Source organism: Campylobacter sp., from assembly GCF_052170435.1.
In the GTDB taxonomy this organism is placed as follows: Bacteria; Campylobacterota; Campylobacteria; order Campylobacterales; family Campylobacteraceae; genus Campylobacter_A.
Genome location: NZ_JBQNAN010000021.1, coordinates 1 through 23,598, shown reverse-complemented (window position 1 = coordinate 23,598; position 23,598 = coordinate 1). Strand labels below are relative to the sequence as shown.

At 46.7% G+C, this 23,598-nt stretch carries 23 protein-coding genes; 9 read left to right on the top strand and 14 right to left on the bottom strand.

Annotated features, from left to right (window positions below; all coding sequences use genetic code 11):
• Position 1: 1 nt before the first annotated feature.
• The 5 genes from ACTTJF_RS08420 to ACTTJF_RS08400 are packed head-to-tail and all read right to left on the bottom strand — an operon-like array spanning position 2 to position 5,794.
• Complete coding sequence (locus tag ACTTJF_RS08420; protein WP_442551570.1) at positions 2-1,477, bottom strand: hydrogenase 4 subunit F; 1,476 nt, start codon at positions 1,475-1,477, stop codon at positions 2-4.
• A 2-nt stretch (positions 1,478-1,479) separates the two neighbouring features.
• Entirely contained in the window at positions 1,480-2,124 is a 645-nt protein-coding gene (hyfE, locus tag ACTTJF_RS08415; RefSeq protein WP_442551581.1) for a hydrogenase 4 membrane subunit, read from the bottom strand.
• Positions 2,125-2,137: 13 nt separating this feature from the next.
• Entirely contained in the window at positions 2,138-3,076 is a 939-nt protein-coding gene (locus ACTTJF_RS08410; protein WP_442551569.1) for a respiratory chain complex I subunit 1 family protein, read from the bottom strand.
• 10 nt (positions 3,077-3,086) lie between these two features.
• Positions 3,087-5,054 (bottom strand): proton-conducting transporter transmembrane domain-containing protein, encoded by a 1,968-nt coding sequence (locus ACTTJF_RS08405; protein ID WP_442551568.1) that lies wholly within the window; start codon positions 5,052-5,054, stop codon positions 3,087-3,089.
• Positions 5,048-5,794 carry a 4Fe-4S dicluster domain-containing protein gene (locus ACTTJF_RS08400; protein WP_442551567.1) on the bottom strand — a complete coding sequence of 249 codons (747 nt, stop codon included), beginning with the start codon at positions 5,792-5,794 and terminating at the stop codon, positions 5,048-5,050. The genes ACTTJF_RS08405 and ACTTJF_RS08400 overlap by 7 nt, the downstream gene beginning before the upstream one ends.
• 353 nt (positions 5,795-6,147) lie before the next feature.
• On the opposite strand from ACTTJF_RS08400, the gene ACTTJF_RS08395 reads away from it, so the two are divergent.
• Together ACTTJF_RS08395 and ACTTJF_RS08390 are read left to right on the top strand one after the other, a co-directional pair.
• Positions 6,148-6,567, top strand: a complete 420-nt coding sequence (locus ACTTJF_RS08395) for a hypothetical protein (RefSeq protein ID WP_442551566.1) — start codon at positions 6,148-6,150, stop codon at positions 6,565-6,567.
• A 170-nt stretch (positions 6,568-6,737) separates the two neighbouring features.
• Entirely contained in the window at positions 6,738-7,475 is a 738-nt protein-coding gene (locus tag ACTTJF_RS08390; RefSeq protein WP_442551565.1) for a hypothetical protein, read from the top strand.
• Between the two features lie 662 nt (positions 7,476-8,137).
• On the opposite strand, the gene ACTTJF_RS08385 is transcribed toward ACTTJF_RS08390, so the two are convergent.
• Both ACTTJF_RS08385 and ACTTJF_RS08380 read right to left on the bottom strand, forming a co-directional pair.
• Positions 8,138-8,392, bottom strand: coding sequence for a tetratricopeptide repeat protein (locus ACTTJF_RS08385; RefSeq protein WP_442551564.1), 255 nt, complete (start codon positions 8,390-8,392; stop codon positions 8,138-8,140).
• The gene (locus ACTTJF_RS08380; RefSeq protein ID WP_442551563.1) at positions 8,355-8,492 is read right to left on the bottom strand and encodes a hypothetical protein; all 138 of its coding nucleotides are present in this window, start codon (positions 8,490-8,492) and stop codon (positions 8,355-8,357) included. Before ACTTJF_RS08380 ends, ACTTJF_RS08385 begins: the two co-directional genes overlap by 38 nt.
• Before the next feature lie 172 nt (positions 8,493-8,664).
• Between ACTTJF_RS08380 and mnmG the strand changes: the two genes are divergently transcribed.
• A complete protein-coding gene (gene mnmG, locus ACTTJF_RS08375) occupies positions 8,665-10,530 on the top strand; it encodes a tRNA uridine-5-carboxymethylaminomethyl(34) synthesis enzyme MnmG (RefSeq protein WP_442551562.1) in 1,866 nt (621 codons plus the stop codon).
• A 57-nt stretch (positions 10,531-10,587) separates the two neighbouring features.
• On the opposite strand, the gene ACTTJF_RS08370 is transcribed toward mnmG, so the two are convergent.
• On the bottom strand, positions 10,588-10,968 hold the full coding sequence (locus tag ACTTJF_RS08370) for a VOC family protein (protein WP_442551561.1): 381 nt from the start codon (positions 10,966-10,968) through the stop codon (positions 10,588-10,590).
• A gap of 331 nt (positions 10,969-11,299) precedes the next feature.
• Between ACTTJF_RS08370 and petA the strand changes: the two genes are divergently transcribed.
• The 6 genes from petA (at position 11,300) to ACTTJF_RS08340 (ending at position 18,806) form a co-directional block, all read left to right on the top strand.
• Entirely contained in the window at positions 11,300-11,803 is a 504-nt protein-coding gene (petA, locus tag ACTTJF_RS08365; RefSeq protein ID WP_442551560.1) for a ubiquinol-cytochrome c reductase iron-sulfur subunit, read from the top strand.
• A gap of 10 nt (positions 11,804-11,813) precedes the next feature.
• Complete coding sequence (locus ACTTJF_RS08360; protein WP_442551559.1) at positions 11,814-13,076, top strand: cytochrome b; 1,263 nt, start codon at positions 11,814-11,816, stop codon at positions 13,074-13,076.
• Positions 13,073-14,101, top strand: a complete 1,029-nt coding sequence (locus ACTTJF_RS08355; protein ID WP_442551558.1) for a c-type cytochrome — start codon at positions 13,073-13,075, stop codon at positions 14,099-14,101. Before ACTTJF_RS08360 ends, ACTTJF_RS08355 begins: the two co-directional genes overlap by 4 nt.
• A 464-nt stretch (positions 14,102-14,565) precedes the next feature.
• Positions 14,566-16,035 carry a hypothetical protein gene (locus ACTTJF_RS08350; RefSeq protein WP_442551557.1) on the top strand — a complete coding sequence of 490 codons (1,470 nt, stop codon included), beginning with the start codon at positions 14,566-14,568 and terminating at the stop codon, positions 16,033-16,035.
• A 94-nt stretch (positions 16,036-16,129) separates the two neighbouring features.
• Positions 16,130-17,620, top strand: a complete 1,491-nt coding sequence (locus ACTTJF_RS08345) for a hypothetical protein (RefSeq protein WP_442551556.1) — start codon at positions 16,130-16,132, stop codon at positions 17,618-17,620.
• Positions 17,621-18,041: 421 nt separating this feature from the next.
• The gene (locus ACTTJF_RS08340; RefSeq protein WP_442551555.1) at positions 18,042-18,806 is read left to right on the top strand and encodes an acyl-CoA dehydratase activase; all 765 of its coding nucleotides are present in this window, start codon (positions 18,042-18,044) and stop codon (positions 18,804-18,806) included.
• Between the two features lie 143 nt (positions 18,807-18,949).
• Here the strand turns inward: ACTTJF_RS08340 and accA are convergent, their stop codons facing one another.
• From accA to ACTTJF_RS08310, 6 genes are all read right to left on the bottom strand, one after another.
• Positions 18,950-19,891 (bottom strand): acetyl-CoA carboxylase carboxyl transferase subunit alpha, encoded by a 942-nt coding sequence (gene accA, locus ACTTJF_RS08335; protein WP_185899381.1) that lies wholly within the window; start codon positions 19,889-19,891, stop codon positions 18,950-18,952.
• Positions 19,891-21,099, bottom strand: coding sequence for a beta-ketoacyl-ACP synthase II (locus ACTTJF_RS08330; RefSeq protein WP_314564488.1), 1,209 nt, complete (start codon positions 21,097-21,099; stop codon positions 19,891-19,893). Before ACTTJF_RS08330 ends, accA begins: the two co-directional genes overlap by 1 nt.
• Before the next feature lie 19 nt (positions 21,100-21,118).
• Positions 21,119-21,352 (bottom strand): acyl carrier protein, encoded by a 234-nt coding sequence (gene acpP, locus ACTTJF_RS08325; RefSeq protein ID WP_002953553.1) that lies wholly within the window; start codon positions 21,350-21,352, stop codon positions 21,119-21,121.
• A 79-nt stretch (positions 21,353-21,431) separates the two neighbouring features.
• A complete protein-coding gene (gene fabG, locus ACTTJF_RS08320; RefSeq protein ID WP_442551554.1) occupies positions 21,432-22,175 on the bottom strand; it encodes a 3-oxoacyl-ACP reductase FabG in 744 nt (247 codons plus the stop codon).
• A 96-nt stretch (positions 22,176-22,271) separates the two neighbouring features.
• On the bottom strand, positions 22,272-22,631 hold the full coding sequence (locus ACTTJF_RS08315) for an MmcQ/YjbR family DNA-binding protein (RefSeq protein WP_442551553.1): 360 nt from the start codon (positions 22,629-22,631) through the stop codon (positions 22,272-22,274).
• The gene (locus ACTTJF_RS08310) at positions 22,628-23,230 is read right to left on the bottom strand and encodes a DNA-3-methyladenine glycosylase I (protein WP_442551552.1); all 603 of its coding nucleotides are present in this window, start codon (positions 23,228-23,230) and stop codon (positions 22,628-22,630) included. Before ACTTJF_RS08310 ends, ACTTJF_RS08315 begins: the two co-directional genes overlap by 4 nt.
• Positions 23,231-23,598 lie beyond the last annotated feature (368 nt).

The window sequence follows — 23,598 nt, the reverse complement described above, 5'->3', positions numbered from 1 at the left end:
TTCAAACTCCCATCATTATTTTGACGCCCTCATTGACTAGAGCGTAAAAGTTTTCTACGTGCCAAACGCCAAATATTATGATTAGCGCGCAAAGCAGGATAAGCGGTAAATTTTCTACTATGCTCATCTCTTTATTGTGAACGACCGCAGCTTTAGGCTCGCCGAAACTCGCCATATTAAAGTGCGAGAAGTCCGCGATAAAGATGATAGCAAGAGCTATCGCAAATAGCGCGGTGCTAAAATATTGACCGCTGTTTATAGCGCCGACGAATACGTTATATTCGCTGACGAATATCGCAAACGCAGGAACGCCTACTAGCGAACAAACCGCAGCGCCGAACATCATCGTAGTTATCGGAGCTATCTTGACCATTCCGCCCATTTTAGTCATATCTTTGTGACCGTAAATTCTAGCGATGTTGCCGGTTGAGCAAAACGCAAGAGCTTTTGTAAAGCTGTGAGCCAAGCAGTGGAAAATCGCCGCAAATAGCCCCAAAGGTCCGCCGACCCCCAATGCAAAGGCGATAACGCCCATGTGCACGATAGAGTGGTAGGCAAACATCCTCTTTACGTCGTGTTGTCTAACGAGGAATATACCTCCGACGAATAGAGTAATAAGGCCTGAGATTATCATCACGCTTTGAACGAACTCCATACCCGTAGCTTGAGCCGCGATAGCATAATATCTAAAAAGAGCTAGCATCGCGCACTTTAGCAAAACGCCTGAAAGCAGAGCCGAAATCGGCGCAGGGCCTTGGGCGTGAACGTCCGGAAGCCACGTATGCGTAGGAGCAAGGCCGGCTTTCGTACCAAAACCGATAAGAGCAAAGACAAAGATTAGCTTTGCGACGTCGGGGCTTAAATTTTTAGCGTTTGCCATTATGCCCGTCCATAGCATCGCGGTCTCGCCGTCTTTTATCTCCGCAAAGGTCGCAGAGTAAAGAAGCACGGTCGCATAAAGCGCGAACGCTAGGCCGATAGAGCAAAGGACTATGTATTTATAGCCGCTCTCGGTTGATTTTTGATCTTTTAGGATCGCGACTAGGAACACCGATGAAAGCGTAGTAGCCTCGATCGCAGCCCACATAAACGCGACGTTGTTACAGACGACGCTTAGAGTCATCGTAAAGATAAATACGTGGCTAAGCGCGTAGTATTTTTTGAGCGCGTCTAAATTTATATGGCCCTCTTCAAGCTCCCATTTCATATAGTGAGTCGCGTACAAATTTACCAAAAATCCCGTAACCGCGATAAGCACCAAAAACACGCAGCCAAGGCTATCTAGGAACAAAAATTTACCGTGCGCGTAAAAAGTACCGCCCGATAAAACCTTCGACACGTTAAATAGCAACGCCAAAGACGTAACCGCGCTAACCGCAACGTGAAGCAAACTCAAAGTCGCGTAATTTTTCGGAGAGAAAAATAGCAATATCGCTCCAAGAAGCGGTAAAATTAATATCAAAGTTAAACTATCCATCTCTATCCCCTTAAATTCGTAGCCTTAGACGTATCAAGGCTGCCGTATGCTTTATAAAATCTAATCGCAAGAACGCTCATGATGATAACGGCGAAAATCGCGTCCGTTAAGATACCAAGCTCGACAAGCTCGTTTGAGTTGTAAGCCATGAGCGCTAGGCTTAGATGTATGCCGTTTTCAAAAAGGCAGTAGGCTAAAATTTGCTTGATAAAAGAGTTTCTAAGCATAAAGCCAAAAACTCCCATCATAAACACGCAAACTGCCGCTAGTAGCATTATTTTCTCTTGGATTAGCGAAAATTTAAGGAATATCGGGTTGATACTCATCGCTAAAGCTAGAGAAAATCCCATCGCTATAACCGGGCTTACGAAAAAGCCGCCCACAGGCTCATCCTCGCTAACGACGTTAAGCTTTTTAATCAACCAAAGCAAGATCGCCGGCACGAATAAAACCTTCGTAAAAAACGCCACTACCGCCCACATGGATAGCTGCGACGCGTTAAATTTAGACGCCAACATAGAAAATATACCGACTAAAAGCAACGTCTCGATCGCGTAAACGATAACGGATAGCTTTAGGTTGCGTAGCCCAAATACCGCCAAAGACGTTACTATCATGCCGATAGCTAATGCGTCTAACATAGTCATATCTGCATTCATCTCACACCCCCACGACGTAAAGCGTCAAAGCCACGAAAGATATGGCCAGAGCGGCTACCGCGTTTTTACGCAAGGACGAAGTCATCCTAAATCTCGGTCCGAAGTTGTCTATAAACACGGCCGCTACGTAAAACACTCCCGCCTTTAAAACAAAAATTATAACGGCTAGGAAAGGATTGCTAAAGTTCCACGGCTCGAAAATCGCGAGGAAAAGTCCTATCATCGCAAATTGTTTTAAGATAAGCGCCGCTTGAACTAGGCCTAGATCAGAACCCGCGTATTCGCCTAGCAAGCCTTCTTGTAGCTCTTGCTCGGCCTCTGCGAGGTCAAAAGGCTTTCTGCCCGTCTCAACATATATGCACCACAAAAATGCGATCGAAGCAACCGCAAAGCTTGGGATCTGATATCCGATTTGGCCGCTTTTTACCATTGATTGAATTTCAACCAAATTTGACGTTCCGGCCGCTAGCATAACGACGATTAGGCACATTATCATAACAGGCTCGACATAAACGGCTAGCATTTGTTCGCGTCCGCCACCGGTAGCCGCAAACGGGTTACCGCTATCTAAAGATGCGGCGCCGAATACGAATCTCAAAAGCGCGCCTAGATATAAGATAACGAAGATATCCGAATATGCTCCGAAAATTTTATCGGTGGTTGGATCGCTGTAAGTAATAGGAATAGCCGCTAGTATCGCCGCCGAAGTGGCAAATAGGAAAAACGGCGCCCATCTAAATACCCAGTGAGAGCACTCAGGCACGGTTCTACCGCGTCTAAATAACTTTATGATGTCGCGATACGTCTGGAAAAAATCGCTGCCTTGTTTTGATTGCAGTTTGGCCCTTAGTTTCCTGGCCATACCGTCAAATAGCGGCGCGACTAAGACGATGACGACGACTTGAAATATCATCAAAAGTATAGTCTGTAAAATTTCCATCTCACGCCCCCTATATCAAAAAGTAGCTAACCGCTAGTATCGCGCAAAGATATACAAGGATATATAGCGCGTAAACGTTGGTGTAGCCGCTTTGCATTATGCCTATTTTGTCGGCTATTTTCTTGCTCCACTCGATCACAGGCTCGTAAAATAGCCCCCACCAGATATCTTTTGGATGGTTGTGATATTCGACCGGGTTAAAATAGCCCTTGGTTACGACTTTTCTCTCGCCTTTAAACAGCCAGTTCATGATGCGCCTTAGATCGCCCGTGAAAGGACCGCCCGTCATTTGCATACGAGAGCTGTATTTAAATCCGCAAGCCCAAGGATCGGTCTCGCGAGGTTTCTCGCGGTTTGCTTTCATGAATGCTAAAATCGCAAAAGGCAAAACCATAGTAGAACATAAGATGATGGCTATAAGCGGAGTTGAGACGATACTGCCTAAATTTGAGGTCAAATTTATACCGTGGCTAGCTACGTAACCGCCTGCGCCGCCTATCGAATTTACAGCCGTTTGGATGTAGCCAACGACTACGTTAGCTCCTATACCAAAGCCTATACAGCCGATCATTAGCACGATCATGCCAAGCACCATAAATATCGGGCTTTCTTTGGCGTTTTCCCAAATTTTCTGATCTCTTGGAGTTCCCGCAAAGATTACGGCATAAAGCTTAAGGTGCATGCCGACTAGTACGCCGGTAAGAGCTAGCGCAACGACTGAAAGCGTAAAGGCGTATCTAACGAAAATGCCCTGCTCTAGCGCGCCTTGAAGCATACCTTGATATGTAAACCACTCTGATACGAAGCCGTTAACCGGAGGAAGCGCTGCGATACCCATGATACCGATAAACATACCCACAGACGTCCAAGGCATCTTTTTAGCTAGGCCGCCTAGCACGTCCATATCGCGAGTGTGCGTAGCGTGCAAAACCGAACCCGCACAAAGGAACAATAGTCCTTTAAATATCGCGTGGTTAACTACGTGATAGCATCCTGCTAGAAATCCGATCGCAGCAAGAGTGTTATTTCCCGCAGCTAGTCCGTATAGGCCGGTACCAAGACCAAGCAAGATGATGCCGATATTTTCAACAGAGTGATAGGCAAGAAGCGCTTTGTAGTCGTGCTGACAAAGAGCGTAAAGAACGCCAAACAGTGAGCTAGCAGCACCCAGGATCAAAACCGCTAGACCAAAATATATGCTTAGCGGTAAGAAAAGCGTAAATTTGACTAGAGTAAATAGCGCAACCTTTATCATAACGCCGCTCATTAGAGCAGAGACGTTTGAAGGAGCAGCCGGGTGAGCCATCGGTAGCCATACGTGGAAAGGCCACATACCCGCTTTACTACCAAATCCTACTAAGAATAATATAAACACCACGACGCTAACCGCAGCAGGCATATTTAAGCGAGCAAAATCGCTAAACTCCATGCTGCCCGCATAGTGAGCCATTATTAGCAGTCCGCACGTGATGCAAAACGCACCGACCTGAGCGATACCTAGATATACCATCACCGCTTTTAGCGTACCTTTGCCGTCGTTTACGAGGATGAGGAAAGACGAAATAAGCGTCATAAGCTCCCACAAAACGACGAAGCAAAATACGTTATTTGCGCTGATGACTAGAAGCATCGAAAGGATAAAAAGGTTAAACAAACAGGCGAAAACGCCGACGTTTGCTTTTTTGATGTATTCCTCCGCATAGCTCATACCGTAGACGCTGCTGGCAAAGCCGATAAAGACGACTACGAAGCTAAAGAAATTTCCAAGCGGAGTTAGCTCAAATTTAGGCGCGTATAAAAAATCTCCGCCCAAAGCGAAGCCTTGGGTCACGCCCATGTTGGCCACAAAGTAGCAAAGCGCGTAAAAACAGCTGATCGCGCTTAATCCAAAGCCGATTTTGACGGCTGATTTTTGCGCGCCGTAGAGCAGGATGCTAACGGCGGCGCTAACTAAGAAAAGTAGATAAACGCCTACCATCTCGCACCCCCTTGTGCGCCGCTATTTTCGTCGTTCATAGCGCGCGAATTTGACGCCGCTTGCTCTCTTGCTTGCTCGCTAGGAGTTTTGTCAAGCTCGTTGATAACGATAACGTCAGCCTCGCCGTCTACGTCCTGAGCGCCGATATCGGCTAAAACGTGAGGCTCTTTTAAATTTCCGCTTCCGCGTAAAATTTTATCGACGAAAGCCTGAGCGGCTTCTTGCTCGATCTTGTTGCCAAGCTTGTGCTGGCTGTGTAGCGGATCGACCATGATTATCGCGCTGGTCGGACAAACCTCGACGCACGCAGGGCCGTTTTCGCGCCCGAAACACATATCGCATTTGATTGCGGTATTTTTCGCGCCCGCCTGGCTCTCGATCTCGAGGTAGTACTTCGGCTCTACCGCGTAGTTAACGGACGGCATGAGCTCGGCGCTCGAGCTTATCGCGCCGTAAGGGCAAGCGATCGTGCAGAGTTTGCAACCTATACAAATCTCTTCGTGAAGCTCGATGCAGTTATCGTCAAACCTGAGTGCCCCGGTAGGACATACGTTCGCGCAAGGACCGTCATCGCACTGGCGACACTGCGTCGGCATGACGCCTTTTGCTTGACGTAGCACTGTTAGTCTAGCTTTTGAAAGCTTACCGCGCTCGTAAGCGCTACGAAAACAGGCCGCCATGCAAGTAGCGCAACCGATACAACGTTTGTAATCGGCGATCACAAATTTATGTTGTTTCATAAATTCTCCTTTCTACTTGTTTTACGATTCTTGATTTCTCTTAAATCTTGAGCTAATTGTATTACTTTTAGAAATTTATTTCCGTCATTTGCCTGACGAATTTTGTATTTTTTAGATTAGTTTTTATGAATTATTTATTTTTAAGTTTATTTTTAAATTTACTGTAAAATAGGCACTTTATTAAACTTATGCGAATATAAAAATATTACGCATAGGCTATCTAATGCACTAAAAAGAGTATTTTAGTCCTATAATACCTCAGAAAGCTTAAGGCAAAATTTAATCTCATCGTTTCAAATTTGACGGAATACTTTTTGCTAAAACTCGCCGTTAGTAATATAAAAAGGATAAAAATGCAGATCAAAAACGGCGCCTCAAACGAGATTATAAAGACCTTAGCAAACCGAGTCGCCCAGGGTCAAAAAGGCGATAAATTTTTAGCCGGCTCTACGCTTGCGGCGGCAAATTTGACGGATTTTGCCCAGATGCTGGATAAATTTAACGAAAAAGCAAATTCAAGCAGTGCGACGGATAAATTTGACGCGGATAAATTTCACAGCGGCGAGGCAAGTTCGTTTTTACGAAATTTAGCCCGCGACGAAAACGAAGCGCAAATCTACGCAAAACTAGAGCGCGAAGCCAAAGAAGCCGCGAAAATGTTTAAGAAATTTGATTTTATGCAGATGATGACGAAGCTAGAGATGGGCAGCCTAAAAGACGGCGAGCGAGCGGAAATTTTTGCTAAGATGAACAAGATCGCGAGGGAGATTTGAGTTTATTTTTATTTCGCGCACGGAGTTAAGTTTGTACATTTGACGCGATCTCGTAATTGAACTCAAAATTTTGCTAAAATTCAGGTAAATTTAGCGGGTAACGGGAGTAAAATTTGAATACGGCAAACAAACAAACCTCAAATTTAAACGACGATCCTCAAAGCTCAAATTTGGCAAATTTGGACTCGGGCAAATTTGCGAGAGATTATGATAAAGAGCCAATAGTTCTCAAAAACTACGAGGAAGCATATCAGGTTTTATTAGTGATTTCGCCGTTTATGATCGGAATGACTGCTGCGATATATATATGCGGCAATAATAATTACACTAGCGGCATAGAGATTGTTACGGGATGTATATATGTGCTTTTATTAGTACTATTTTTTGTGCTACTGGAATTTATCGGCTATAAAAAAGAACAACCCATTTTAAAGATAAAAAATAGCAGTATAGAATTTTACGAAAAAGGCAAAAGAGTATTCGTATCAAAACGCGACGACTTAAGGAGGTTTATTTATAAACCATTTTTTTCCGGCAGTAATAGGCCTAGGAGTTGGATATATTTGCTTGCCATAACTCCCCCAGCTTTTTACTTTATTTACATTATGACGTTATCTTCGTATGTTACACATATTGCTCTTTGTATTGCGGTGTTTGGTCTTATCGGAAATTTCTTGACCAAGTTTTTATTTTGCCTTATCTTAGGCGGAAGGAATGCTAAATTTTCACCTTTTTTGGTTATTTGCATAGACGAGCCGCACAATAAACCCGGCAGTTTTTGGGGTGTGCCGCACGGTAATTATTTTACGATCACGATAGTCGATAAAGAGACGTATAGGGAAGTAAAAGGATACTTTTTATCCAAACACGGCGTAAATATCGATGAGATAGATAAAGTTTATTTTTAAAACGCGTGCCGTACGGAAGCTAAATTTTACTTTGCTCCGCGACATCCTTATAGGTCGGCCATACGTAGAGCGGCTAAATTTAATCCAAACAATGCACTCCAAAAGTCGCTCAAATTTAGCTACAAAATTTATCGCCGTAAAGATCGCCGTTATGCGGGCTAAATTTATGCCCGAGCGCAAAAAAATCAGAGTCGCATAAAGTAAAATTTGAGCCCAAACTACAAGCCTCGCAAGCAAATTTGAACCCAGCAAATTAACCTCTTGTCACTACTAAATTTAATCTAAAATGCCGCATTTTATCGTAAATTTGCCGACCCTGCTTAAGCTTTGAATTTAAATCAAAAACTCGCCGTGTTATTAATGCCAAAACCGCAAGCAAAGTGGATAAATTTGCGCAAAATAAAGCTCCTTTTTCCGCATCTACTTAAATTTATCGCTGCGCAAGGCAGACTCCGCCCAAAATCTTCAAAAAAAAAAAAAAAAAAAAAACAAATCTAAAAAGCTCGCGTCGCAAAAACAGCCGAATTTCACTTCAAATTTTGCTTCTCGTACGCCTTTTTCCAGGCCTTGTTATTGTATTCGATATTTTGCGCGTCAAAGTCGTCTTTACCGATTTTGCAGGTCTTGGCGTAGTATTTCGCCGCAGTGGCTAGCTCGCCCGCCTACTCGTAGTGCTCGGCTAGATTTACGCAACCGCCGAAGGCCCCGCTATCACAGGCTTTTTGTAAGAAATTTAGCCCCTTTTGCACATCCTCGGCGATGCCCGCGTGCTCAAGGTGCATCACGCCCAAATTTGAGCAGGCGAACTTCTCTCCGCCAGCGCAGGCTCGCTCGAAAAGCTCGGCAGCTTTGGCGAAATTTTCGTCCGTACCCTGCCCGCTAGCGTGCATCAGACCAAGGTTTGCGCAGGTCGCCAACGCAGACTTTTTGGTTAAATTTTAACGCCTTTTCGTAGTCTACCACCTCGCCCTCAAGGCCGTTTTGGTAAATCTTACCCAAATCCGCGCAAGCGCCCATATCGCCTTTTTGACAATCAATCTACGCTTTTTTGCGTGATCTCGCTCGCAAACGCCGCACTAAAAAAAGCTAAAATCAAGATAAATTTCCTCATATTTTCTCCTTAAATTTTTGTATATTTTATCTGTTTTTTGATAAAATCGCGAATTTTAAGGACAAGGAAAATTTGAATATGAATTATGATATTATCGTCGTCGGAGGCGGTCACGCGGGCATCGAAGCCAGCCTCGCCGCCGCAAAAATGGGCAAAAAAACGCTGCTAATCACCATCCTAGCCGAGCAAATCGGAGCGGCCAGCTGCAACCCCGCAATAGGAGGCCTAGCAAAAGGCCACCTCGTAAAAGAGATCGACGCTCTAGGCGGGCAGATGGGGCTAACGACCGATGCAGTAGGCATACAGTTTCGCGTGCTAAACGAGAGCAAGGGTCCGGCCGTGCGAGGCAGCCGCGCTCAGATCGATATGGATAGATACCGCGTCTATATGCGAAATTTGCTACTAAATACGCCAAATCTTGAAATCAGCCAAGAGATCGCGACTCAAATTTTAAGCTCGGAGGGCGAAATCACGGGCGTAAAAACCCACCTAGGCAACGAGTATCAAACCAGCAAGCTCATCATCACGACGGGTACGTTTTTAAACGGGCTGATACACGTCGGATTTAACAAACTAGAAGCCGGCCGCGTGGGCGAGCTAAGCGCTAAAAATCTAAGCGATAGCCTGCGCGGTCTTGGCCTAGAAGTCGGACGGCTAAAGACCGGCACCTGCCCGCGCGTGGACGCCAAAAGCATCGACTTTAGCGTGCTTGAGATCCAAGGCGGCGACGAGGATCCAAGCCCATTTAGCTTCCGCACGCTGCACTTCGCGCCTACCCAGCTGCCGTGCTACATCGCCTACACAAACGAGACCACGCACGACATCATACGCTCAAATTTCGACAAAGCGCCGCTATTTACGGGCCAGATAGAGGGTGTGGGTCCGCGCTACTGCCCGAGTATCGAGGATAAGATAAATAGATTCGGCGACCGCGACAGGCATCATCTTTTCGTCGAGCCGCAGACGCTAGAGGCCACGGAGTACTATATCAACGGCTTTTCTACGAGCTTGCCGTATGAAGTGCAGGTCGCGATGCTGCGCTCGGTCAAGGGCTTTGAAAACGCTCGCATAGTGCGCCACGGCTACGCGATCGAGTACGACTACGTCCAGCCTACCGAGCTAAAACACACGCTAGAGACCAAAAAGGCGCGCGGACTCTATCTCGCGGGCCAAATCAACGGCACCACGGGCTACGAGGAAGCGGGCGCGCAGGGGCTGATGGCCGGCATAAACGCAGCGCTTGCGCTTGATGGCAAAGAGCCGTTCGTCCTGCGCCGCGACGAAGCCTACATCGGCGTTCTCATCGACGATCTAGTGACTAAGGGCACGAAAGAACCCTACCGCATGTTTACCTCCCGCGCCGAGTACAGGCTGCTACTGCGCGAGGATAACGCCGTGCTGCGCCTAGGCGGATACGGCCGCGAGCTTGGCTTGCTAGACGAGGCGACGTTTGAGAAAATCGAAGCCATAAGGTCAAATTTGACTCGCGGGCTAGAGCTACTAAACGGCACCGAGATCACGCCGACAAAGCGAAATTTAGAGCTTTTATCTAGCCTTGACGAGGAGATAATCAGCCAAAATTTGACCCTGCAAAAAATCGTCGCGAGAAAAAGCTTCACGGGCGAAAAGCTGCGCAAGCTAGATCCGTTTTTCGAGGCGCTTGACGAGGCGAGCTTGGAGCAAATTTTAACCGAAGCCAAATACCAGCACTACATCGCCGAGCAAAAAAAGCAGATCGACCGTATGAAAGATATGATGAGCGTGAAAATCCCCGAAGGCTTTAGCTTCCGCGGTATCAGCGGGCTAAGCAACGAAGTGGTCGAAAAACTGGAAACCTTTAATCCGCCTACGCTTTTTGCCGCCAGCGAGATCAGCGGCGTGACGCCTGCTGCGATAGATATTTTGCATATTTATATAAAGATGAACGCAAGAGAGTCGCAGTAAGGCGCGATAAAATGCTATTTAATAAGGATGGGTGTTAAATTTCCAAACCCGTCAAATTTAAACGTATCTGCTAATCTCTATCAAATTTCCGTCCGGGTCGCGCACGTAAATTGAGCTTATCGCTCCAAGCGCGCCAGTTCGCGGCACGATGCCCTGCTCTACGGCGATACCCGCAGCCTCTAGTTCCTCTAAAACTAGCTCAAGCGGCGTATCCGTAAGCAAGCAAATATCAGCCGTTCCGACGTTTGCATTTCGCGCGTTTGGCAAAATCTCCTCGCCTTTTACGTGCAAATTTATCTTTTGCGAGCCAAAGGCCAGAGCCTTGCGTCCGTTTGCGAAATCAACCTCGCGCATACCCAGCACGCGCACGTAAAAATCAAGCGTCCGTTGCAAATCAGCAACCGTTAAAACGATGTGATCGATCGAAGCGATGTGCACAAATTCTCCTTTTAAATCAAATTTAACCAAATATTGCCCGTTAAAAACGGCAAATTTGACGGCGTAAATTTAAAATCGCTTGGCGTCAAATTTTGCGGTGCGGGCAAATCAAAACCGAATTTAAATTTAGCCGACTTGCAAACCGTTAAATTTAATCGCCCAAGCCAAATTTGTAATCAAATTTTACCTCCGAAAGCCTTAAAAATACGAGATAGTAAATGATTATTTAAAAATAATTTAAATATTTATACTATTTACAAGAAAAATAAAAGTTTAATTTTCATAAGAGTATAATCTCGATTATTCTTCAAAAACCGTTGAAAGGAAAGTAATGTCCGTAAAACAAGAAAGACGAGATTTTATCGGTCTAGCGTTTGGCGCGGTAGCCGCAGTCGGCGGCGCAGCGACTCTCGTAGCCGTTAAAAAGACCTGGGACCCGCTTCCTAGCGTAAAGGCGGCTGGATTTACGACCGTAGATCTTAGCCCGATGAAAGAGGGCGAAATGCGCCAGATCGAGTGGCGTAAAAAGCCGATATTCGTTCTAAAAAAGGACGCTTCGATGGCGCCTAACGACAAGCGCGATATCGTAGTAGAGGGCGCTAGATATATGGTAGCGATCGGGCTTTGTACGCATCTTGGCTGTATTCCCGAGTGGAAACCTGGCAAACAAGTTTTCGTTTGCGCCTGTCACGGAGGTGAATTTGACGCAGACGGCGTAAATACCTTCGGCCCTCCTCCTCGACCGCTAGACATACCGCCGTTTAAGATAGACGGTACGAAACTCGTTTTGGGCGAGACCAGCCCCGAATACGAAAAACTAACGGCTCAAGCGTAAGGAGGGGAAAATGCACATCAGAAAATCAACGGGCGTTTTAGACTGGCTGGATCAAAGGATCGCCCTAAACAAGCTAATGAAAGTCCTCGTCAGCGAATACTGGATACCGAAAAATATAAATTTCCTCTGGGCGATGGGCGTTATACTTACGACGCTTTTTGCGTTGCTTATTTTTACCGGATTTATGCTAGTTATGTACTACAAACCGGACATAAATTTAGCCTTTGACAGCGTAAATTTGACTATAATGAAAGAGGTCGAGTACGGCTGGCTATGGCGTCACATACATGCGGTTGCGGCTTCGGTCGTGTTTTTGATCATCTACATACATACCTTTACGGCGATCTACTACGGCTCTTATAAAAAAGGTCGTGAGATGATTTGGGTGAGCGGTATGTTGCTCTTCATCCTGTTTTCAGCCGAGGCTTTTAGCGGATATATGCTACCTTGGGGGCAGATGAGCTACTGGGCGGCGATGGTTATCACGAATTTGTTCGGCGGCATCCCGGTTATCGGCGACGCGGTAGTCGAGTGGATCAGAGGTGACTACGCCGTTAGCGATCCGACTTTGACGAGATTTTTTATGCTTCACGTCTGCTTGCTACCGATCGTACTGATCGCAGTCGTCGCGATACACTTTTACACCCTTCGCGTCCCGCACGTAAATAACGAAACGGGCGAAGAGATAGACTTTGATATCGAAGCTGAAAAATATCTAAGCGGCGATAAGAAAAATGCTAAAGTTATTCCGTTTTGGCCGGGATTTTTGGCAAAAGACTTTATGTACATCGGCTTTTTTATGATTTTCTTTTTCTATTTAGTCTGTTTCCATTTCAACTTTGCGATGGATCCGATAAATTTCGAGCCGGGCAACCCGCTAAAAACGCCTCCGCACATCTATCCTGAGTGGTACTTCTTGTGGCAGTACGAGATTTTACGCGGATTTTTCTTCGATATTTTCGGCTTTAAAGCTTACAACATCGGCCTTATCGCGTTTGCGATCGCAGGCGTAGCTCTATTTTTCATGCCGCTTTACGACAGAAGCGACGTCGTAGCTCCGGCTCACGAGAGAAAGGGCTTCTTTGTGTGGTTCTGGTTGCTAGTGGTCGATATGATCGTGCTTACGATCTTCGGTAAGCTACCTGCCGATGGCGTGACGCTTGGTATTTCAAACTCATGGATAGGATTTTACTCGACCATTACGTTTTTCGTTCTGCTTTTTGTCGTTTTACCTATCATAACGACTCTTGAGAAAAAAGGAGCGGTAAAATGAGAGAGTTAAAAATTTTCATAATCGTAGTTATTTTAACCGGCGTAACATACTGGGGTATCGAGCCTTACGCGCATAACGTCATGCATCCGCACGTCGGCGCGGCCGATTACGACTTTGGCGCCGAGGATATAAATCAAGCCAAATCCGTAGTAGAAACTAGACAAAAAGCCCTCGATGCGACAAAAGCTCTAAATGACGAGAAAAAAGTCGCCGGAGCACAAAAAGATCTCGAAGAGGCACAAAAATCTCTCGAAGACTACGCTGCGTTTTGGAACGATATAAAGGCTATAAATTTAGCCAAAGGCGACGCGACTAAAGGCGCAGAAACCTTTGCAAACGCTGGCTGTGCCGGCTGTCACGGCGTAGAGGCCGCAGGTATGCCAAACGCTCTAAGCGCCGCCGAGCTTAGCGAAGCTCACGGCGTCGTACCGCCCGATCTTAGCACCGCAGGAGCGATATACGACGAGCACTTCCTAGCAGCTCTTATAAAAGACCCAACAAAGGCGCTAAAGCTAACGCACAAATTTAACGACGAAAAGCCTTATCCGATGCCGGCCTTTTTCGGAGCAGGCGGAGAAGATCCAAATGCCGAGATCGCCGATATAGTCGCTTATCTAAAGTCTATCACGCCTAAAGAAGTTAGCGACGAACAGGTATTTCGCGACGCGTGCCAAAGATGCCACGACATGAAGTACGAAAATAAATACACGCTAACCAACCGCGTAAATTTAGCCGCATATATGGGCTCAAACCCACCTGATTTATCGATGATGATTCGCTCAAAGGGCGATGAATATCTGCATAAATTTATAAACGATACGCAAAAGATGCTGCCAGGCACTGCGATGCCTCGCGTGGGACTAAGCAAGGCTAGCGAGGATCAAATCGTAGCCTATATGCAAAAAGCCGGCGACGCTAAAAAAGCCGAGCGCGAAAGTCTAGGCATAAACGCGATGATCTACTTCTTGATTTTCGGAATATTTGGATGGCTTTGGAAACGCAAAGTTTGGTCTAGCCTACACTAAAATTTGAGCCCGGCTCCGGGCTCAAATTTCTCTTTAAATTTTACTCCTTAATTTCTAAAATTTATCTACCGATTTAGAAGCCGTCGTAAAATTTATTCAGCACTCGCGATGCCTTGTCTAGGCTCAAATTTGACCACAAACAAATACTAATTTTACGTGCCTATAGTTTAAATTTGGATACGTTTTGAGCGCAATAAAAACTATAAATATACATTTTACAGCATTTTTAAGAGCGTATTACTAATCCTGCTTTTTACGCCATGAACGAAGAATACGGCAGATCATTTGGATTTTCTTAGCGGCGGTGAGCTAAGTAGCGTGATTTATAGACGCATTTTTAAGTTAGAGCTCAGCTTGTTTTGGTTTTTCATAATTTTTCTTGATTTATGTCGTCTTTAAATTTATTTCCCGATGTTAAAATCGGCTATCAATTTTGATTTGCAAATTTCAAAAAAAGGATAAATATGAACGGTCTCAAATTTACAACCAAGCTTTTCGCGACCATCGCGGCGCTTTGCCTCGGGTTAAATTTAAGCGCTAGCGAGATAGACGGCAGATGGAGTATCGTCTCGGCGAACATAGACGGGCAGGAGGTGCAAACGGCGGGGCAAAAGTGCTTTGAAGATTCGTTTTTCGAGGTTAGCGGCCGCGAGGCAAAGCTAGGCCTTAGCTCCGTAGGCGAGGACGGCGCGTGCAAAAGCGGCGCGGCAAGCTACGCCTTTAAAAGCATGGGTGCTGGCAAATACGCGCTGGGTCCTATCGGCGAGTTTTGGCTAGATAAAGACGCGCTAAAAGTAAAGCAGTCCTTAGACGGCGGCAATTTTATCGTCTTTTCTTTCAAAAAAGACGCGGCCGCAAACAAAGCCGTGGCAATGGTAGCCGGCTCAAATTTAGGCGCGGACGAGCTAGAGGGCAGATGGGAGATCGACTCTGTCACGGCGCAAGGGCAGACGTTTAAAACGGCGGGCCAAAAGTGCTTTGAGGATTCGTTTTTCCAAATCGCAGGCGGCAAAGCCACTGTTAGCATCGTAGCGGCAAATCCGGACGGCACGTGCAAAACCGGCGCGGGCGAAAGCGGCTACAAAAGCCTTGGCGCGGGCAGATACGCGCTAGATAACGACGCGGGCGAATTTAGATTAAAGGGTGACACGCTCGAATACGAACAAAGCACGGGCGGCGTCTTGTTTACCTTTAAAAAAAGCCGCGCGGCGCAGGCTAGCTCAAATCAGGCGCAAGCCAAATCAAGCTCAAATTTAGAGCCCGAAAAAGACCCTAGCGTCAAGCATAGCGACGCGGGAGCGAGCAAAAAAGGCACGGGCGTGTTTGCAGGCAAGTGGTTCTTCATAAACACCAATACCGACATATCCTTTTATCTGCGCGACGACGGCACTTACGCGAGCCGTTTAGAAAAGCCCGACTGGCGCACGCGCATCGACGGCACGTATAAAAAAGACGGCAAAAAAATCGTACAAACCGCCAACGACGGCAAGCAAAGCACATATAGCTGCAAGAATGCGGACTGCACGTTTTTGTGGAGCGACGGCGGATACCATCTCTTTAACGCTCAAATCTTAAATGAGGTGCCAAAGGGCAGCTACTCATTCACCGCCGTTGGCTCCATGTCCGTTTACAACGCCTCGGGCGGCACAGATATCGTGGGCGGCGGCGTGAGCGGGTACTATGACTTCGACGGCAAAGGCCGCTTCAAGGATGGCAGTTGGGCCTACTCCTCCGCCGCCATGAGCACTGTGGGCGGCGGCGGAACAAGATCTAGCAGTAGCGCGGGCTCATATACGCTAGATGCGGGCGAGCTCACGCTCAGATACGACGACGGGCGGACGCAGAGACATAGCTTTTTTTACATCCCGCCTACTAGCGAAGGCAAGGCAGGCGGAGCGGTCGTCGACGGCGCGATATATTTTTTGGACGAATAGCAAACCATCGGCGTAAAACCAGGGCAAATTTGATAACAAAAAAGCCGGAGGCAAAACCGCCGCAGACGGCTTAAAAATTTACGAAAGGAAAAATATGGCTAAATTTAAATTTTTCGCAATCCTCGCGGCGCTTTGCCTCGGGTTAAATTTAAGCGCTAGCGAGCTAGAGGGCAGATGGAGCATCGTCTCGGTTACGGCGCAGAGACAGACGTTTAAAACGGCAGGCCAAAAGTGCCTTGAAGACTCTTTTATCGAGGCTAGCGGCGATAGCGCGCGCCTAAGCCTAAGTAGTGCGGGCGGCGGCTCATGCGAAAAAGCCGAACACGACTTTGCCCTAAAAAGCCTAGGCGGCGGCAGATACTCGCTTGGCGGCGGCGAGCTACGACTAAATAACGACTCGCTCGAATACAAACAAGGCACGGACGGCGGCGAGATCGTATTTACCTTTAAAAAAGACGGGGTAAATTTAGCCGGCATCGTAAACGGCGCCGTAAATCAAGCCGGCCTCGGCGGGTCAAATTTAAGCGGGGTCGAGGGCAGATGGGAGCTAGTCTCGCTAAAGGCGCAGGGGCAGAGCTTTAAAGTCGCGGGACAAAAGTGCTTCGGCGACTCGTTTTTTGAGATCAGCGGCAATGAAGCGACGGTAGGCATCGTGGGCGTAAACCCGGACGGCTCGTGCAACAAAAGCGCGGGCAAAAGCGGCTACGAAAGTCTGGGCGGCGGCAAATACGCGCTTAGTGCTAAAGGGCTGGGCGAGTTTTGGCTAAAAGACGGCATGCTCGAATACAAACAAGTCGCGGACGGGCAAGAGGTCTTGTTTGTCTTTAAAAAAAGCGCAAATAGCGCGCAAGCAAAAGCAAGCAAATCAAGCTCAAATTCGGCCGAGCCCGCAAAGCCAGCAAAAGATTCGAGCGTCAAACATAGTAGCGCCGGGGCGAGCAAAAAAGGCTCGGGGGTATTTGGCGGTACGAAATTTAACATGCTTTTAAACACGAGCGAGGATTATTCCTTTTACCTACGCGACGACGGCACCTACGCGAGCCGCCTAGAAAAGCCCGACTGGCGCACGCGCATCGACGGCACGTATAAGGTCAAGGACGGCATACTAACGATAACTAGCAACGACGACTACGACACAAGCTACTACTGCGAGAACAACGACTGCACCTTTTTGTGGAACTCAATCGGTACGGGGTACTATATGTTTCAGGCACAAATTTCAAGCCAAATGCCAAAAGAGTGCTTCTCGTTTCGCAAGGACAGCTCGTCGTCCCTGTACGGCTGGTCGGGTGGCAGCGATACGGTGAGCGTAGGCGTGAGCGGATACTACTGCTTTGACGGCAAAGGGCGCTTTAGCTCGGGCGGATCGTCGTATGCTATGGCAACCTCGGGTACCCCAGGCGGCAGCATAGACGGGGGCAGCTCAAAATCGCGCAGCGACGAGGGCTCATACACGCTCAATCAAGGCGAGCTAACGCTCAAATACGACGACGGTACGGTCGTTCGCCACAGCTTTTTCTACACTCCGCCGCGCAGTAAAGACAACAAAGCCATGGCGATAATCGACGGCGAGGTTTATCGGTAGGCTGGCTCTTTTTGGTTAGTAGGATTTAGCATTTTAGCCCGTTTTTGATCGGGCTAAGCTTACATACTGCGCCAGCCAAATTTGATAGTCTGCTCTCGCCTCTCGCGACCATCAAATTTGCTTGTCGCTTAGCTCAAAACCCATCTTCAAATTTAACGCCGTACGTTAAAATTCCGTCGTCAAATTTTACCCTCATTCGACCCGCCAAAAATCTCAAATTTAATGCGCAAAATAATATTTTTTCAAATTTCCCTAGCTTTTTACGCCCGATTTTGGCTATAATTTCAACCAAAGCAGATCGCGGTCGCGATTTACATTTGCATAAATTTATCTTCATTTATAGTTTCTGCAAATTTACACAAACTAGAGCTTAAATTTGACGAAGTTCCGCGTGTCGGAAAGATTTACTACGGATTAGAGTATGTATTTTATCGGTATCGACATCGGCTCTACCTCGTCAAAGGTCGCCGTTATGGACGAACGCGGCGAATTTTGCGAGCTATTTTTGCTGCCAAGCGGCTTTAGCGCGGTCAAGGTCGCGCGCCAGATCAAGGAAGCCTTAGAGCAAAAAGGCTACGCTGAGAGCTTCGTGACCGCGACGGGCTACGGGCGCGTGAGCGTGGATTACGCGAATTTGAGCATGAGCGAAATTTTATGCCACGGGCTCGGGGCGCACTTTTTGTTTGAGCCCGACTGCACCGTAGAGGGCGTAGGCGGGCAGGACACCAAGGCGATCAAGATCGAAGGCGGCAAGCCCTCGGATTTTATCATGAACGACAAATGCTCGGCCGGCACGGGCAAATTTTTAGAGATAAGCGCCGGTCGCCTCGGACTTGAGCTGAGCGAAATTTACAAAACCGCCCGCAAAAATCCCGCGATTAAAATTAGCTCAACGTGCACTGTTTTTGCAGAAAGCGAGATCGTCTCGCTAAGCGCAAACGGAGCCGAAACTAGCGAGATCGCCTACGCCATCGTGGACTCCTCGGCGCACAAGGTCGCCTCTCTCATCAAACGGCTAGAAAATCAAATTTACTTTTTAAGCAGCGGCCACATAAATTTTAAATTTGCAAATTTAAAATTTATGTGGCCAAATTTATTTTTCAAACCCTCTTTTGACATAAATGCATTTTCTAAATACTGTTCTCGCATTTTTCTACATAACATAAAACAGGTATTTTGGCGCTAGGAAGTCATTAAACTAAATTTAATAAGATTATTTTGGTTTTACGGATATTTTATATAAGACTCATATAAATTTGAATAATTCGAAAATAAATAGGCAACTTACAAAAAGTTCAAGAAACTTTTTGTAAGAGTAATTTTTTAGAGCTATTTGCCCTCTTCAAATGCGCCTGCAGATAAGATTTTAGCTATTCTAGCATTTAGAAGCTCATCCACCTTTAGCTTTTCAAGTTTATCTAGCTCAGTTATAAAATAGCTTGCGAGCGCTTTTACAGCACTCTCTTTATCTCTGTGAGCACCATTTATCGGCTCTTCTATGACGTCGTCTATCAAATTTAAGCTTTTTAGATCATCGGCGGTTATTTTTAGTGCTTTAGTAGCTTGCTCTTGTTTTGACGGGTCGTTCCAAAGTATAGCTGCGCAACCCTCCGGTGAGATAACCGAGAAAACTGAATTTCGCATCATTGCTAGCTTGTCGGCTACGCCTATGGCTAGAGCCCCGCCGCTTCCGCCTTCGCCTATAACGACGGCTATCATCGGAGTTTTTAAATTTGCAAATTCAAATAAATTTCTAGCTATCGCCTCGCTTTGACCGCGCTCCTCAGCTGCAACGCCAGGATATGCGCCCGGAGTATCTATTAAAAATAGTATCGGAAGTCCGAATTTCTCAGCCATTTTAGCTACTCGCAAAGCTTTACGGTAGCCCTCTGGATGAGGCATGCCAAAATTTCTTTTTAGTTTATTTTTGGTTCCTCGGCCCTTTTGCTCGCCTATAACGACGACTTTTTTAGAGCCTATATAGCCGATAAAACAAACTATGGCTCCATCATCGCGATACGCTCTATCGCCGTGAAGCTCATAGTAATCCCTCATCATGCCTTTGATGTAATCAATAGCATAAGGGCGATCCGGGTGACGAGCTAAAGCAAGGCGCTGAAACTCGTTAAGATTTTTGTAAATTTTAGCAGTCTCTTTTTCTAAATTTTTATTTAGAATTTCTACCGCATGTTCATCGCCGCGAATCCTCGCATTTGCGATATCATCATCTATTTGCTTGATACCTTGTTCAAAGTCTAGATAACTTGCCATTATATCTTCTTAAATATAATAGAGCCGTTCGTACCGCCGAATCCAAAAGAGTTACTCATAACGGCGTTTAGCTCAGCTTTTCTAGCCACGTTTGGCACATAGTCTAGATCGCACTCCTCGTCTTTGGTTGCGTAGTTTATCGTAGGCGGTATAAGGCCTTCTTGCATAGCCATTATGGATACGACGGCCTCTATCGCGCCAGCCGCACCAAGGCAGTGTCCCGTTTGCCCCTTAGTAGAGCTAACCGGAGGTACATTGCCGCCAAAAAGAGCCTTTAAGGCTGCAGTTTCGTTTTTGTCATTGGTCGGCGTCGAGGTGCCGTGTGCATTAATGTAGTCAATCTGCAAATTTCCAGCCATTTTTAAGGCCTTTTTCATCGCAGAAAGCGGTCCTTCAAGCGAAGGCGAAGTGATATGATATGCATCGCCGCTCTCGCCAAACCCTACTATCTCGGCATAAATTTTAGCGCCTCTAGCCTTAGCGCTTTCGTACTCTTCAAGTACGAGCGCACCGCTTCCTTCACCCATGACAAAGCCGTCTCTGTCTTTATCAAAAGGCCTTGATGCCGTCTGCGGATCGTCATTTCTAGTAGAAAGCGCCTTCATAGCCGCAAATCCGCCGATGCCTACGCCGCAAACCGTAGACTCGGAGCCTACGACTAGCATTTTTTGTGCTTCGCCGACCATGATAGTTTTAGCAGCTTCGATAATAGCGTGAGTAGATGCCGCGCATGCCGTTACGCTAGAGATATTGGGCCCTTTTAGGCCGTGCTCTATCGAAACTATGCCGCCCAGCATATTAACTAGCGCAGAAGGTATAAAAAACGGAGAAATTCGTCTTGAGCCTTTTTCAAGTAAGATATTGGAGTTTTTTTCGATATTAGGCAAGCCACCTATGCCGGCAGCCGAGCTAACGCCGAAATTTTCAGCGTCAAATTCGCCGAAATTTGCATCAGCCATAGCCTCCTTAGCAGCCTTTAGTCCAAGCTGGATAAATCTATCGACTTTTTTGACCTCCTTAGCGTCCATCACGCTAAGCGGGTCAAAGTCCGTTATCTCGGCAGCAATCTGAACTGGAAAATCGCTCGCGTCAAAAGAGGTTATCTTTTTTACGCCGGTTTTACCTTCGCAGATAGCCTTAAATGAACTATCCTTGTCGAGCCCTAAAGCGTTGATCATCCCAATCCCGGTTACTACGACTCTTTTCAAGATCTCTCCTTGCAAAAACTTATTTGTTTAGTTTCTCGATGTAGCTTACGACGTCGTTTATAGTGATCAACTTTTCAGCGTCGCTATCAGGTATCTCTACCTCAAATTTCTCCTCAAGAGCCATAACTAGCTCGACTACGTCAAGCGAGTCTGCGCCTAGATCCTCGATAATCTTAGACTCAAGTTTTACTGCATCCGGAGCCACGCTTAGTTGCTCAACTACTACGTCTCTTACGTCATCAAATATCGCCATTTTCTTCTCCTAAAATAAAAATTTCGTGATTTTAATATATTTTAGCTTAAACTTTCGCAAAAACGTAAAATTTACGCGCTTACATATATAGTCCGCCGTTGATCTTTAGCGTCTCGCCCGTGACGTAGCTAGCGTGATCGCTTAGCAAAAACGCCACCGCTTCGGCTACTTCGCTAGCGCTTCCGAATCGCTTTAGCGGGATGTTGTCGCTGTATGATTTTTTGATATCGTCGCTTAGCTCGCTCGTCATATCAGTCTCTATAAAGCCCGGCGTTACACAGTTAAAGCGGATATTTCTAGCCGCACCCTCTTTGGCGAAGCTTTTGTTCATCGCGATCATTCCGCCCTTGCTCGCAGCGTAGTTGGCTTGCCCCGCGTTGCCCATCTCGCCCACGATCGAGGCTACGTTTACGACGGCGCCGAAGCGTTTTTTGCTCATTACTTTTAGCGCCTCGCGGCATCCGATAAAGGCCGAGGTCAAATTTGCGCCTATCACGCTAGTAAAATCCTCTGTTTTCATGCGAAGTGCGAGCTTGTCGTTCGTGATACCGGCGTTATTTACGAGGTAGCCCAGCTCGCCGTCGGCGTCCGCGATCAAATTTATCGCCTTTATAAACTCATCCTCGTCCGTCGCGTCAAATTTAACCACCGCGGCCTGTCCGCCGTTTGCTACGATTTCAGCTTGCAACGCATCGGCGATTTCGGGCTTTGAGCGGTAGTTTATCCAGACTTTTAGTCCCATTTGCGCTAGAGTTTTGGCTATCTGCGCGCCGATACCGCGGCTTGCGCCGGTGATTAGCACGTTTTTTCCGCTAAATTTCATTTTTTCTCCTTGATTTCAAATTTGACCCGCATTTTATCAGACGAAAGCTAAAAAACCGATTTTGCGGCGCAAAACCCGTGCCGCAAATTTACGCGGCTATCTCGTCAGCTCAAAGCTAAGATCGATCAGATCCTCCACCTGCTCAGGCGCGATTTTGGAGCTTAAATTTACGCTGATCCAGTGCTTTTTATTCATATGATAGGCTGGCAAAATTTGATCGCCGTCGCGTAAAATCGCCGCCAGATCGGGCTTGCATTTTAGATTTAGTATTTCTAGCGCCTCTGCGCTTTTAAGCCCCAGCTTGCCGCCGTCCACGCGCATAAAAACGGCGAACCATTTTTGGTTTTTTGCGTGGCGGAACACGGCAAATTCCGGGTGTTTATCAAATAGCCGCTCGCTCTGCGCGCCGAATTTCTCCTTTATGTAGCTAAAAATCCGCTTCCGTGCGGGCATCATCTGCCTCCTTTGCAAAAGCAGGCGTCCAGATGATCGTCCACTACGCCCGCGCTTTGCAAAAACGCATAGACGCTCGTGGGCCCCAGAAATTTAAACCCGCGCTTTTTCATCTCTTTTGCGACGAAGTCGGCAAGCGGCGTGGTAGCGGGGATCTGCTTTATGTTTTCGTAGTGATTTACGATGGGCTTGCCGTCAAATTTTGGATCAAATTTAGGCAAAAGATAGCCCCAAAGATAGTCGTAAAAGCTGCCAAACTCGCTTGCGACGGCGAGAAATGCGCGGGCGTTTGCGGCAAGCGAGTTTAGCTTTAGGCGGTTTCTGATGAGTGCTGGATTTTGCATAAATTTTGCCGTCTGCTCCTCGCCGTAGAGCGAAATTTTATGCGCGTCAAATCCGTCAAACGCCGCTCGCATCGCCTCGCGCTTAAGCAGCACGGCATGCCACGAGATGCCCGCCTGAAAGCCCTCGAGTACAATGAGCTCAAAAAATTTCGCATCGTCCTTTACGAGCCTGCCCCACTCTTCGTCGTGATATACGCGCTCCAGATTGCTTTTCTCCGCCCAGTCGCAGCGGATTTTGGATTTTTGAGTATTTTGCAAATTTAGCTCCTAGCTTTGATAAAATTTGAGAGATTGTAGCGAAATTTGGGTTAAGAAAGATGACGGGGAATCAAATTTTACCCGGCAAAATTTGATTTTTAAATTTGGTAAATTTTATGCTTTAAATTTAAAAAGCATTGCAGATCAAATTTAACCTGCAATGCAACAATTTGCAAGTATTTTGAGATGGATTTGAATGCCTTGCTTCACCTGCGGCTCGCAACTGCAAGGCAGAAGCGACGAAAATTTCGGTCAAGATAAGGCATATAGCCTATCGCCGACCGAAATTTTATAGCTCATTCAAAGCCGCTCAAAAGACGCCGCAAATTAGCCTATATTCTCACCGGCTATCATACCAAACGTTAAGC